Source organism: Nodosilinea sp. LEGE 07298 (assembly GCF_015207265.1).
In the GTDB taxonomy this organism is placed as follows: domain Bacteria; phylum Cyanobacteriota; class Cyanobacteriia; order Phormidesmidales; family Phormidesmidaceae; genus Nodosilinea.
Genome location: NZ_JADEXE010000028.1, coordinates 1 through 12,750, shown reverse-complemented (window position 1 = coordinate 12,750; position 12,750 = coordinate 1). Strand labels below are relative to the sequence as shown.

The following is a 12,750-nucleotide window of genomic DNA, read 5'->3' as shown; positions in this document are numbered from 1 at the left end:
GGAGTCAACTTTAGAGTTGGGGCTGATGTTAGCCCCAGCCCTAAAGTTGAGCAGCTCTATTTGGGACAGAACCTAGCGGAGGTTGGCATAGAAGATGCCGAAGGGCGGTAGCTCCAGGATGTCATGGTAGCTGCGATCGCTGACGCCCATCTCTTCAGTGGGGTCGCAGGGGGGAATTTCGGCGCGATCGCAGTAGACGGTGTCAGGGCTGAGATTAAACAGGCACAGCAGCCGCTGCTGGTCGCAGGCCCGCACAAACCCTAGCAGTCGCTCCTCGGATAAATTCAGCAGCGATAGGTCACCCTGCCTGAGGGCGGGCTGTTCGTTGCGCCACCGAATCAGCCGCCGATATTTTTGCAGCAGCGATGCTGGGTCGGCCTCCTGCACATCGACGGCGTAGGCCTGGTGATCGGCTGGAATGGGCAACCAGGGCTCTGCTGCCTCAGTAAAGCCAGCGGCCGGGGCATCCTTGAGCCAGGGCATGGGGGTGCGGGAACCATCACGCCCCAGCACGTGGGGATACCCCTGCAAACCAAAGGGATCCTTCATCTTTTCGTAGGGAATCTCAGCCTGGGTCATCCCTAGTTCATCGCCCTGGTAGAGGCAGCAGCAGCCTCGCAGGGAGGTGATCAGGGCGGCAAACATGTGGTCGAAGGCCTCCTGCAAAAAGGTTTCGCTGGGCTGGTACTTGCTCCACCGACTTTTGAGCCGAGGAAAGTCGTGGGTACCCGCTGTCCAACAGATCACGCCGTCGGTAAAGAGCGATTCAATCCGCTGGATCAGCCGGGTCATCCGCTGCACCGTGAGGGGTTCATCGGTCATCAGCGATGAGTTGTAGGCGGTGTGCAGCCGCTCGGCACCGCTGACGTAGGCGCTGGAGGTGAGCAGTGCGTCTTCGGTGCTGCTAATTTCAGCCAGGGCGATCGCGCCATAGCGATCGAGCAGTTGCCGAATCGGCTTGAGCAACTCAAGGGTAGAGGGCTGATCGAGGTTGTGCAGGTTAATCTGAGCAAAGAACGGATCCGTCGCCGATGCCCCAGCCGGACGGGGCATCGCGGCGGGGCGCAGGGGATTGTCTTTGAGGCTGCGATCGTGGGTAAAGAAATTGACCACGTCCAGGCGAAAGCCATCAACGCCCAGATCTAGCCAAAATTGGGCGGTGTCTAAAATGGCCGCCACCACATCGGGGTTGTACCAGTTTAGGTCGGGTTGGCTGTCCAAAAAATTGTGCAAAAAGTACTGCTGTCGCTGGGGTTCCCAGGCCCAGGCGCTGCCGCCAAAGGTAGAAAGCCAGTTGTTGGGCGGTGTACCATCGGGCTTGGGGTCGGCCCAGATATACCAGTCGGCCTTGGCGTTGTCGCGGCTGGTGCGGCTTTCTTCAAACCAAGGATGCTGGTCAGAGGTATGGTTCCACACCTGGTCAATCAGCACGCGAAGGTTGCGATCGTGGGCGGCCGCCAGCACCGCTTTAAAGTCATCTAGGGTGCCAAAGATAGGGTCTACGGCTCGATAATCAGAGATATCGTAGCCAAAGTCCTTCATGGGTGACTTAAAAAAGGGCGAAATCCACAGAGCATCAACGTTTAGGCTAGCTACGTAGTCAATATGGTTCAAGATGCCAGGTAAATCACCAATGCCGTCGCCATTACCATCCGCAAAGCTACGGGGATAAATTTGGTAAATAACGGCACTGCGCCACCAATCGGACAGAGAAGGCATAACATCAGGGTTCTAACAACAAAAACGGACAATCAAGCAACGAACACAGCGAAACTAGGCAAGTCGCAGAGGATGGCATCCTGGCGATCTGCCTAGTTAGCGGCCCAAGCCGCTAGCGAACATAACGTTTCAACACAGTTGGCGATCTAGACGTCATCGGCAACAGCCTGCCTCCTTTCATCTTCCAGCACATCTTTGGCAGTACCGCTATTGGCCGGTGGGGCGCTGGGCTGCAAATTGCCAAAGAAATAGCCGTAGCCCCGCAGTCGCAGCATATCGCCGTTGCGCTTAGCGGCCAGGTTAGCTCCAGAGGCGGTTATGCAGGGCAGCATTTCGTCGGGCAGGTTAAAGTGGGCTGTTTCCTGGCTCAGGTTAAAGATGCACAACAGCCGCTGCTGAGGTGCTTCGCGAATAAAGGCAAATAGCGGAGCCTCGGTATTGAGAATGTGGCAATCGCCCTGCATGAGTGCTGTCTGCTGTCGCCGCCAGTGCAGCAGTCGCCGCCAGGAGTTGAGCAAAGAGCTGGGGTCTTCGTTCTGAGCATCTACCGCCCGAGGTCGGTGACTATCGGGAATGGGCAGCCAGGTCTCGGCATGGCTTGAGAACCCTGCGCTCACGGCGGCACCTTGCCAAGGCATAGGCGTGCGCGACCCATCGCGCCCCACCACGTCAGGGTAGAGGGCTTTGCCAAAGGGGTCTTGAATCTGGCTTTCAGGAATGTCTTCGGGAATGCGGGCTTCGGTGAGACCCAGTTCGTCGCCCTGGTAGAGGCAGAGCGCACCGGGCATGGCCACCAGCATTGCCGCCATTTGATGGTAGAAGGTTTCGGGGTAGGGAGTGCCCTCGCTGTCGTGCCCGGTCCAGCGACCGCGCAGACGACCGTAGTCGTGGTTGCCAACCATCCAGCAGTTGCCGCCGCGCTGAAAGTGCTTTTCAACCTTGGCCAGGGTGTTGCGCATGAGGTCAGCGCTGATGGGTTCTTCGACCAGCAGAGCGCTGTTATAGGCCAGGTGCGATCGGTGTTTGCCCTTCACATATTCGCTAGACAGATGAATCGAGTCTTCGCAGAGCGTAACCTCAGCCAGCGTGACGGTGCTGGGATACTGGTCTATTAGTTCTCGTACCGGCTTGAGAACGTCTAGGGCCTCGGGCCGACAGAAACTGTTCTCAAACATCAGCTTGGCCATCGGGTTTTTGGGGTCGATGCCATCGGGACGGGGGGCATCCTCTGCGCGCACGCGCTCATCTCGCAGCTCGGGGTCGTGCAAAAAGAAGTTGGGCGCGTCAATGCGAAAGCCATCGACGCCGCGATCGAGCCAGAATTTGCCCCGCTCCAAAATGGCGTCTACTACCTCAGGGTTGCTCCAGTTGAGCTTGGGTTGACTGCGCAAAAAGTGGAAGAGATAGTATTGCTCGCGCTTGGGCTCCCAGGCCCAGGCCGAGTCGCCGTTGAAGGCTGACAGCCAGTTGTTCGGGGGCGAGCCATCGGGTTTGGGGTCGGCCCAGATGTACCAGTCGGCCTTGGGGTTGTCGCGGTCCTGACTGCTCTCTAAAAACCAGAAATGGCGATCTGAAGTGTGACCCCAAACCTGGTCGACAATCATGCGTAGGCCGCGAGCATGGGTGAGGGCCAAGAGTTTGTCAAATACGGCTAGGTCACCAATCACCGGGTCAATGTCGAGCATATCGGTGATGTCGTAGCCCAAATCATCCATGGGCGACTCGTAGATCGGGGTCAGCCAAATGGCGTCTACCCCTAGGGCGGAGATGTAGTCAAGCTTGTCAATAATACCGTTGAGGTTACCGCGGCCATCGCCATCGGTGTCTAAAAAGCTCCAGGGCACAATTTGATAGATAACGGCGTTTTGCCACCATTCGATGGTTTGCATGAGGTAATTCCTTGGCGTCTTTTGTTGTGCGTGTGGAGTGCCGGAGGGACGCGACCTGAGAACGAATCGAAACCTGTCAATGAATCGACAATGAAGTTTAGAACGCTGTGCCGTCAGCACGGGTTTACTCATTCTTGACAATAGATATCAGAAAAGTATCCGCCAGAGGAGGGAAGCAGAATCTCTCCGTCGAAGGGAATGACAACAGGCCCAAACCTTTGCCCAGACTATTGATGAAGTGAAGTGATGCAGGGATGAAAACCTGGCCAAGGGCGATCGCCCCCTCTAGAGACCGATCGTTCAAGGGCCGTTCAAGGTAGGATCGTAGGCAACTTAACCAGTGTGGGGCTATGACCGTAGCGGAGCGATCGCGCATTGACTGGGCACCAATCGTAAAAGCTTTCATCACGGCCCTGGGGAGCGATCGCGTGGTGCGACGCAAAGAAGAGATTTTGGTGTATGAGTGCGACGGGCTGACCAGCTATCGCCAGCGGCCAGCGGTGGTGGTGCTGCCCAAAACCACTGAACAGGTGGCGGCGGCGGTTAACGTTTGTAACCAGTTCCAGGTGCCCTTCGTAGCGCGCGGGGCAGGTACGGGCCTCTCGGGTGGGGCACTGCCGATTGAAGACTCGGTGCTGATTGTCACCGCTACGATGAACCAGATCTTGGCGGTCGATTTTGACAACCAGCGGGTGACCGTACAGCCAGGGGTAATCAACAACTGGGTGACCCAGGCGGTCAGCGGCGCGGGCTTTTACTATGCCCCCGACCCCTCCAGCCAGTCGGTGTGCTCGGTGGGCGGCAACGTGGCGGAAAACTCGGGCGGAGTGCACTGTTTGAAGTATGGGGTGACCACCAACCACGTGCTGGGCCTCAAAGTGGTGCTGCCCAACGGCGACATTGTCGACATCGGCGGCGAGGTGGCCGAAACGCCCGGCTACGACCTCTGCGGTCTGTTTGTCGGGTCTGAGGGCACCCTGGGCATCGCCACCGAAATTACCCTACGCATTCTCAAAACGCCCCAGGCAGTGCAGGTGCTGCTAGCCGACTTCACCTCCGTTGAGGCAGCCGGGGAGGCCGTGTCGGCCATTACCAGCGCGGGTATTATTCCCGCTGGCATGGAAATGATGGATAACTTTAGCCTCAACGCGGTAGAAGATGTGGTGGCGACCAACTGCTACCCCCGCGATGCAGCGGCGATTTTACTAATTGAGATCGATGGGCTACCGGCTGAGGTGGCGGCGACAGGCGATCGCATTGCCAATCTCTGCCGCCAAAATGGCGCGCGCACCATTACTGTAGCTACCGACCCCGACGAGCGGCTGCGGCTGTGGAAGGGACGCAAGGCCGCCTTTGCCGCCATGGGCAAGCTCAGCCCCGACTACTATGTGCAGGACGGCGTGATTCCGCGCACCCAGCTGCCCTACGTGCTGGCTGAGATTGAACGGCTGGGCGACAAGCACGGCTACCGGGTGGCGAACGTATTCCATGCGGGCGACGGCAACCTGCACCCGCTGATTCTTTACAACAATGCCATCCCCGGCCAGCTCGAACAGGTGGAGGAACTGGGCGGCGACATTCTCAAGCTGTGCGTGCGGGTGGGCGGCAGCATTTCGGGCGAGCACGGCATTGGGGCCGACAAGCGCTGCTACATGCCCGACATGTTTTCGCCCACTGATTTAGAGACGATGGGCTGGGTGCGGCAGGCCTTTGACCCGGAGCTGTTGGCTAACCCGACCAAGCTGTTGCCCACCCCCCGCACCTGCGGCGAGGCAGCTCGGAGCATGGCGGCAGCGACCTTGCCCGAGGTAGAGCGGTTTTAGGAGCCGCCTGGGTATAGCGGGTCTCGATTCGGCAGGTCGCTCAGATATGCCTGCCAAGCTCCCAAACTTCAGTTTAAGCCTGCGGTCTACTCAGGACAAACTGTTCCAAATCGTGGTGTTTCCCTTTCCAAAAACCGCGTTCTTTAATTACTCCCTGGCTTTGAAACCCTAGTTTTTTGAGCAATTGCCTGGAAGCTGTATTGTCGAGCATAATTTCAGCCGTCACGCGCTCTAAATTTTCGACCTCAAAGCCATAGTTCAAGATGGCAGTTAGCGCTTCTGTCATGATGCCTTGCCGCCAAAATTTGCTGCACAGCTCATAACCAATCTCGGCTTGATCTGACGCTCTGTCCCAGGTAAACCCGCAGGAACCAATGGAAGTATTTTGGAGTTTAAGGGCGATCGCCCAGCGAATCCCGCGATCGCTCTCAAAGCCCATTTTGCGCCGCTCAATTACAGCTCTAGCCTGATCGAGGTGGGTGAAGGTATCGAGGTCGTGAAATTGTGTCACCTGAGGATCTGAAAAAAGCTGAAAGATGTCTTCTGCATCGGCTTCGGTTGCCTGACGTAGCCACAGGCGCGGGGTTTCAAGCTTGGGGAAGTCTTTCATGGCTTAAGACCGATTCGTAATGCTCAACGGTGGGAAACGGATCGTAGAAATGGTGTAGCAGCGATCGCCAGGTTTGATACTCGGTTGACTGGCGAAACCCGACGGTGTGGTCTTCTAGAGTTTGCCAACGCACCAGCAGCACGTACTGATTTTGAGTTTCGATACAGCGCTGCAACTCGTGCGAATAGTATCCAGGCATCGCCGAAATTATACCGGATGCGGTATGAAAGGCATCTTCAAAGGCGGCTTGAGTACCTGATTTAATCGTCAGAATAGCGACTTCCAGGATCACAACAATTCCTTTAGTAGTAATAAAAAACTATTTTCAGACTTTAGATTCACTTGTAATTTTACTTTCTTCGTCAGAAAATAAAATTCGACTCCTCCTTCTAAAGTCGTAGAAATGGGCTCACCCCCAGGGCAGATACAAATAGGCGTGGTATCGCTCTAAGGTTGCATTAGCAACAGTGAGTAAGCGAAAAGACTTTGCCTTACCTCTAATTGCTAAACTATCTCTCGACGGAGGCTTCAATGTCTAACCCCAGAGTCGAAAACGACAATTACGATCCCCATATTATTCCGGCGGAAACTGCTGCTCGCAAAGAGCGTGAGGGTGGAGACTATAAGCAGGTGCGGGACGAGTCTGACAACTCGATCGACACCAGCGGTGGTCAAACTGTAGACAAAGAAGGGCTGGCCAATAACTACCCCATCGAGCCCGAAATGTACATCAACGAACCCGGCGACCTGCGCGAAGAAGAGGAAGCCAACAAAGCGCAGCGGCAGGCTGAGCTGCGCACAGCCAACCAAACCGACGAGACCGGCAAACTTACCAGTAAGTCTGACGATCGAGGCAAAGGTGTTGGCCAGGTGTAGCTTGGGCTGAGAATGTAGCATTCTTGTAATGCTTGATGCAACAGCGCGATCGCAGCGCGACAATGGGGGTAGGCGTAACAGCCGCCCCCATTATTTTTTGGGGAATTTATTTTTTAGCGTTATTTTGAGGGCATTAGAGCAATGACCCCAGCTACCCTAAGAGAACTGATCGATCGCTACTACCAGGCAGGTGTTCGCGACCTGCACGGGCTAGATTTACAGGGGATAGATTTGGCAACGGCGCATTTGGTCGAGGCCGACCTGCGCCGCACCAACCTCAGTCGGGCCAACCTGCACCAGGCCGACCTGACCCACATTGACGGCTATCAGATCACCTTGGCCCATGCCGACCTGCGCGGTGCCTCTTTGGCCCATGCCGTGCTGCGCGAGGCCGATTTGCGCAAGGCCCACTGCCACCGCGCCACGATCGTGAATGCCGACCTGCGCGAAAGTTGTCTTGACCACGCCGACCTCAGCCACGCCAATTTAGAAGGAGCCAACTTGACCCAGGCCGACCTCAGCCATGCCAACCTTTACTGGGCCAACCTGCGCTACACCAATTTGACCGGGGCTAACCTAACCAAAGCCAATCTAACTGGCGCTAAGTTTTGCCAAACCGTTATGCCCGACGGCACCATTCGCGATTCGGAATGCATTTTTGTTTAGCGCAGCTGTTCGTCTGGCGTTAGGGGCGCGGTAGTTTGGCGCTCATCAATAGGCGTAAGGGTATAGGGCAGGGGTGGCTCTGGCACCAGCAGGTAGCGATCGCCCCAGCCGCCGTTAGTGCGAGCGACCAGATCCGCCGGGGGCGACGTTTGCCCGCTGGGCAGCCCCACCGTCAGAGCCTGGTCGGCCCATAAAAAAGGTTCTCCGGTAGCGGTAACTCGCAGTACCTTGGCCAGTCGCTGCGGTCCAGCTTGCGCCATCTTGCTAGTTAGGGCAGCCCCTAAATGATGAGGAGCCAGCATAATGGCAAACTGCACAGTGTCGCTAGGCTGAGCTACCAGCTTCAGCGCATCGGCCTGGGTCTGCCAGGCTTCCTGGTAGCGGCCATCAGCGGCCACCTGCCACAGTTTGAGTTGGGTCGACCACTGGCCATTGGCCACAGTCACAGGCCGATAGTCGAGCACTGAATAAAGCGGTTCAGCGTCAGGGGCTGTCCGTTGAGAATCCAGATAGCGCAGGGCAATAGCAGTGAGCTGAGTGTTGTCAGGCAGGCTGGTGGTGCCTGCTAAAGCAAATTCGCCAGACCCCAAAGGCTTGGCTTCAAGGGTCAGAGTCGTGGCCTCTGCCACAGGCGGAGATGAGGGCAATAAGGTAGCTTGGCACCCTACACAGGCCACCAGCGCCAGCACCAGCAGTAGCCCAGTCTTCTTTAACCGTGAAATAGTCATTGCTGAAGTTGAAGGAAGATTGCTATAACCCTATGCAACCACAGCTCACAGTAACTACCAATAGCGCAAGCATGCCTTGGGGCAACTCCACACAAAAGACTTCAGGCTCAAAACTTTTTGGCGTTTTATCCTGACGAAGAGAAATGTATCTGTAGGTGGAGTTAGCGCTAATACCTGAGCCTAAACCTTACCTGAGTTAGCATCTTCCTGACACCGTTACCACATTATTGAATGCCTGAGCTTGTTGCTCAGTCTTCTTCATCCAAGCTATGAATAGGTGAATTACCTTTGTGTTTTCATTTTTTTTAAGCGCCAGTGTCTTGGCCAATTGATTTTATATTTTGAGGTTTAAGCCTTAAGTGCCGATCTCAAAATAGTCATTCAGCTTAAAAACCAGGGTTTTCCTGGTTCGCTTTAGCCTGAGCAATGGGATGCTCGATAGGCTAAGTCTGTCCTTTTTAGACAGTCCATTAACGCCTGCATTTTAGATCTTTAGATCTGGTTTTTGAGCAGGCCAGATATATCTTTCGCGCTTATTTTGATCCAACTATATTTTGAGTAACTTATGGAGCATTCTATGGGTGCTTGGTTAGCGCTGCGATATGCGCTAAACCCTGGCGCGGCAACAGGTATAGTGCTGTCGACAGCGCTGTTTGGCATTGCCCCTACTGCCTGGGGCAGCGAGTTGTCTGGCGGCAATTTGGCGGCAAAAAGTTTCTCTACCGGCGAGTTATCTCAAAGCGATTTGCCTAGGGATAGTGGGGCAGCTGGCGATCTGGCTCGACTCGGTTTATCTACAGAAGACTATGCCGTAGGCCAGAAAACCAGGTTAAAGACGACCAGCTATTTACAACTGCCACAGCCAGACACAGCGCAGATCAGTTTTCCCCCCGTGCTGGCTCAATCAATACCGTTGGCACCCGCTGGTAATGACGAGGAAACTTCTGGGGAGATTGAGGCGGCTGAAGTAGATCCAGCTGAGGCCAACACAGCCGATCCAGCTGAGGCGGATCCAGCTGAGGCGGATACAGCTGAGGCGGATACAGCTGAGGCGGATACAGTCGATCCAGCCCCCCTGCATAGCGACGATATTTCAACCCCTACGCAGCCCGCACAGGACGTTGCCCAAACATCAGCATTAGAGACAACTCTGGCCCCGGCGGAGCGCTCTGAGGTATTTGTGCAGGCGGCCTATTTGCAGGAAGGCAGTGAGGGGTCGGCGCGACTGCGGGCCGGGGGCATTTATGTGCTCAGCCCCTCAGTCTTTGCCGGGGCCACCGCAGACCTGAGCACCGGGCAGGCGTTTTCTGACACTGACCAAACCGGCTTCAGCCTGAGCGAACTGTACCTGACGGCCTCACCCGCCAACCTGCCCGAACTGCGGTTCACGGTGGGGCTGATGGATTTGACCTCGTACCTCGATCGCAACAGTTTTGCCAAAGATTCGCTGACCCATTTCTTTAACCCGGTGTTTCAAACCAACCCGGCCCTGAGCACGGTGAATGTGGCCTCGCGCCCCGGTGCCCTGGTGAACTGGACTCCGGTGGATGCAGTGTCGCTGACTGCCACTGCGTTTTCGTCGAGCCGCAGCCTGAGTGACTTTGCCATCGACTCATTTGCCGGGGAAGTGGGGGTGCGGTTTGGCAACGCCATTGTGCGGGGCACCTACGTCACTTCGACCGATGCGGGCCGTCGTGATGGGTTTAACGAAATTTTTACCATCGACCGGGGCAACGGCCAGTTTGGCCCCCTGCCGAGCGATCGCGAGACCGGATTTGGCCTCAACGCCGAGGCCTTTATTCCTAACCTCAAGCTGGGCTTTTTTGGCCGCTACGGCTGGTACACCAATCAAACCCTGGGAGTCAGCGGCCAGACCTACAGCCTCGGCGTCAACGGGCTGGATGTGTTTATGCCGGGCGATCGCCTGGGGTTGGGCTACGGGCGTCAGCTCTCGAATAGCGACCTGCGCCAGGCCAGCGGTGGCCCTACTCCAGATGTGCTGGAGCTGTTTTACGACGCCCAAATTATCGACAACCTGCGGGCCGGGGTAAGTGTGCAGCAGCGCAACGCGTTGAGTGAAACTTACCTGGGCTTTCGGGTGCGCTACGACCTAATCTGGAACCCCTTGCGGAGGGCAGCGGAATGAAGATGATCCCCCCTACCCCCCCTAACAAGGGGGGGCATGAGCACCTGGTTAATGGCAAAACTCCCCCCTTTCCCAAGGGGGGCTCTAAAAAGAATCCCTTTCCTGAGGTAACTGGGGGGATCTCCACAGCAGGTTTCCCAGCGTGGAAATTCCTTTGCATAGGAGCCCTCGTTCTCGGTCTAGAAATAGCCGCCAGCCCCGCTGCCCTGGCCCAGCGATCGCCCCAAACCAGCCAGGGCTATACCCTGCTCGATCGCGGCTGGGTGAATGATGCGATCGCGGCCTTTCAGACGGCCCTACGCCAGCAGCCCAATTCGGCTGAAGCACGGCTGGGGCTGGCGATCGCCTACCAGCGGGCGGGTCGCGATGCCGATGCCTGGAATGCTTACCAGGCGGTACTGCAAGTTAGCCCTGACAATGCCACCGCATTAGCCGCCCTGGGAGAACTGGGCGGTTACCGTCCCGAATGGCAACCCGGCGGTATTAATGCCCTAAACCGACTTTTGAACCAGAATCCTGACAATATTGCCGCTCTTAGCCAGCGGGCGCTGCTCTACGGCTATCAGGGCCGCTTTACAGAGTCTTTGGCCGATTATGATGTCCTACTAGGGCGCAATCCATCCCCCCAAACCCTGCTGGGGGCGGCGCAGATCTACACCTTTAGCGGTGATTATGCGGGTGCCCTGGCGCTGTTCAATCGCTACCGGCAGACGGGGCCGTTGCCCACCGAGGCGCTGACTGCCTACGCGCTGGCGCTGCAAGAGACAGGTAATGCGGTGGGGGCGATCGCCCTGCTAGAACCTGAACTGAGAGAACCTAGCCGTACCGACAGTCTTTCTCTCAACATTCGCACGGGCCTGGCCAACGCCTACGATGCCAGCGGTCAAACGGCTCAAGCGCTAGAGCTACTGAATCCTTTAGTGGGTAAGCCTGACGCTCGTCTGTCTCTGGCCCGCGCCTATAGCGCGATCGGTCGCCGCCAGCTTGACCCATCCCTGTTTGAGCAATCGACCGTGCTGTACCAGCAGGCGTTAGACGCCACCGCTGCCCCCAGCTATGGCCTGCGGGGTGAGGTGGCCGACGTGCTGAGCGAATGGCCTGAGACCGAAGCCCTGGCTTTGACCATGTTTCAGCAGCTGGCGGTAGAAAACCCCAGCACCGCCAGCCTGATGGTGAAAGCGCGTCTGCTGGCCTACAGTCTGGGCACCGAAAGTGCCGCCACCGTAGCCGATCAGCTTCTGCCCCTGCTGTCGCCGCCGCCCAGTTCTGCCCCAGAGCAGCGGGCCATTACCACCGCCCTGGTGCGAATCGATAACCCCGCCCCCGCCCTGCTGCCCCTGTACCAGGCCGTAGCGGCGACGGTGGATGCGCCGCTGCTGACCTATCGAATCGCCCAGATTTACCTGAGCCAGGGTGAATTACAGGCGGCCCGTGATGCGCTAACCCGCTACCGCGCCACCGATGCAGGCCAAAGCGACTGGGGCACCGAATTGCTGGTTGCAGATCTGGAGCGCCAGCTCGGTGACCTGGAGGCCAGCGCTCGCCGCTATGAGACCATCATTGCGGCTCAGCCCAGCGATCGAGCTACCGCTGAGGCGCTGCGAGGGCTGGCATTTGTGCGCACTTTGCAAGGTCAGCCCGAGGCGGCACTGCCGGTGTATGTAGCGGCGATCGCAGCCAACCCCGACAACCCCGACTATCCCCTCGGCTATGCCCTCCTGGCCTATCGCACCGAGCAAATTACCGCCACCGTCGCCGCCGAAACCCTAGATAGCTGGCTAGCCTCCCAAAGCTTGGACAATCCACCACCCGAGCTGTTTGAGCTAACGGGTGCGCTGCCTGCTGAGGGCGATCGCAACCGCCTCTACCAAACCCTGCTAACCCAGCGCCCCGACGATCTTTGGTTGCAGTGGCGAACCATTGAGCTGTTAGCACTGTCGGATCCAGAAGCGGCCCAAGCTGAATTGGAAGCGCTGATTGCCGCCAACCCCGATGACCTGACGGTGTACTTCTTTCAGGGCGAGCTGGCCCAGCGCCAGGACGACCTACCTCTCGCCGCCGCCGCTTACCAGCAGGTGCTAGAGCGAGAACCTGAAAATTTAGGTGCCCTGGCGGCCCTGGCCGGCGTGCAGTTTCAGCAGGGCAACTTGACCGTCGCCCGCACCCTCTACGACCAGGTGCTAGCGCTGGATCCTGATTATTGGGAGGCCCGGTACGCGATCGCAGAACTCAACATTGCCGACGACCAAAAGCTGACAGCCCTAGACCAGCTGCAGCAGCTCCCCCCCGAAGC

Annotated in this window: 10 protein-coding genes; 5 read left to right on the top strand and 5 right to left on the bottom strand. The window is 57.3% G+C overall.

Annotated features, from left to right (window positions below):
• Positions 1-72 precede the first annotated feature (72 nt).
• Both IQ273_RS06065 and IQ273_RS06060 read right to left on the bottom strand, forming a co-directional pair.
• Positions 73-1,719 carry an alpha-glucosidase family protein gene (locus IQ273_RS06065; RefSeq protein WP_194022277.1) on the bottom strand — a complete coding sequence of 549 codons (1,647 nt, stop codon included), beginning with the start codon at positions 1,717-1,719 and terminating at the stop codon, positions 73-75.
• A gap of 146 nt (positions 1,720-1,865) precedes the next feature.
• Positions 1,866-3,608, bottom strand: a complete 1,743-nt coding sequence (locus IQ273_RS06060; RefSeq protein WP_194022276.1) for an alpha-glucosidase — start codon at positions 3,606-3,608, stop codon at positions 1,866-1,868.
• A 350-nt stretch (positions 3,609-3,958) separates the two neighbouring features.
• Here IQ273_RS06060 and glcD point away from each other — a divergent pair, with 350 nt between their 5' ends.
• Complete coding sequence (glcD, locus tag IQ273_RS06055) at positions 3,959-5,431, top strand: glycolate oxidase subunit GlcD (protein WP_194022275.1); 1,473 nt, start codon at positions 3,959-3,961, stop codon at positions 5,429-5,431.
• Between the two features lie 73 nt (positions 5,432-5,504).
• On the opposite strand, the gene IQ273_RS06050 is transcribed toward glcD, so the two are convergent.
• Both IQ273_RS06050 and IQ273_RS06045 read right to left on the bottom strand, forming a co-directional pair.
• Positions 5,505-6,041 (bottom strand): GNAT family N-acetyltransferase, encoded by a 537-nt coding sequence (locus IQ273_RS06050; RefSeq protein ID WP_194022274.1) that lies wholly within the window; start codon positions 6,039-6,041, stop codon positions 5,505-5,507.
• Positions 6,019-6,333 (bottom strand): antibiotic biosynthesis monooxygenase, encoded by a 315-nt coding sequence (locus IQ273_RS06045; RefSeq protein WP_194022273.1) that lies wholly within the window; start codon positions 6,331-6,333, stop codon positions 6,019-6,021. Before IQ273_RS06045 ends, IQ273_RS06050 begins: the two co-directional genes overlap by 23 nt.
• Before the next feature lie 239 nt (positions 6,334-6,572).
• Between IQ273_RS06045 and IQ273_RS06040 the strand changes: the two genes are divergently transcribed.
• Together IQ273_RS06040 and IQ273_RS06035 are read left to right on the top strand one after the other, a co-directional pair.
• Positions 6,573-6,917, top strand: a complete 345-nt coding sequence (locus IQ273_RS06040) for a hypothetical protein (RefSeq protein ID WP_194022272.1) — start codon at positions 6,573-6,575, stop codon at positions 6,915-6,917.
• Between the two features lie 141 nt (positions 6,918-7,058).
• The gene (locus IQ273_RS06035) at positions 7,059-7,583 is read left to right on the top strand and encodes a pentapeptide repeat-containing protein (RefSeq protein ID WP_194022271.1); all 525 of its coding nucleotides are present in this window, start codon (positions 7,059-7,061) and stop codon (positions 7,581-7,583) included.
• On the opposite strand, the gene IQ273_RS06030 is transcribed toward IQ273_RS06035, so the two are convergent.
• Positions 7,580-8,311 (bottom strand): hypothetical protein, encoded by a 732-nt coding sequence (locus tag IQ273_RS06030; RefSeq protein WP_194022270.1) that lies wholly within the window; start codon positions 8,309-8,311, stop codon positions 7,580-7,582. The two genes, IQ273_RS06035 and IQ273_RS06030, sit on opposite strands and share 4 nt — an antisense overlap.
• 577 nt (positions 8,312-8,888) lie before the next feature.
• Between IQ273_RS06030 and IQ273_RS06025 the strand changes: the two genes are divergently transcribed.
• A complete protein-coding gene (locus tag IQ273_RS06025; protein WP_194022269.1) occupies positions 8,889-10,457 on the top strand; it encodes a porin in 1,569 nt (522 codons plus the stop codon).
• On the top strand, positions 10,454-12,750 hold a 2,297-nt coding region (locus IQ273_RS06020; RefSeq protein WP_194022268.1), incomplete at its 3' end, for a tetratricopeptide repeat protein. The genes IQ273_RS06025 and IQ273_RS06020, both read left to right, overlap by 4 nt.

What these genes read in the sequence shown, in the direction of transcription:
- glcD (WP_194022275.1), top strand. Translation starts at nt 3,959, where the DNA reads ATGACCGTAGCGGAGCGATCGCGCATTGACTGGGCACCAATCGTAAAA.
- IQ273_RS06030 (WP_194022270.1), bottom strand. Translation starts at nt 8,311, where the DNA reads ATGACTATTTCACGGTTAAAGAAGACTGGGCTACTGCTGGTGCTGGCG.
- IQ273_RS06050 (WP_194022274.1), bottom strand. Translation starts at nt 6,041, where the DNA reads ATGAAAGACTTCCCCAAGCTTGAAACCCCGCGCCTGTGGCTACGTCAG.
- IQ273_RS06025 (WP_194022269.1), top strand. Translation starts at nt 8,889, where the DNA reads ATGGGTGCTTGGTTAGCGCTGCGATATGCGCTAAACCCTGGCGCGGCA.
- IQ273_RS06035 (WP_194022271.1), top strand. Translation starts at nt 7,059, where the DNA reads ATGACCCCAGCTACCCTAAGAGAACTGATCGATCGCTACTACCAGGCA.
- IQ273_RS06065 (WP_194022277.1), bottom strand. Translation starts at nt 1,719, where the DNA reads ATGCCTTCTCTGTCCGATTGGTGGCGCAGTGCCGTTATTTACCAAATT.
- IQ273_RS06040 (WP_194022272.1), top strand. Translation starts at nt 6,573, where the DNA reads ATGTCTAACCCCAGAGTCGAAAACGACAATTACGATCCCCATATTATT.
- IQ273_RS06060 (WP_194022276.1), bottom strand. Translation starts at nt 3,608, where the DNA reads ATGCAAACCATCGAATGGTGGCAAAACGCCGTTATCTATCAAATTGTG.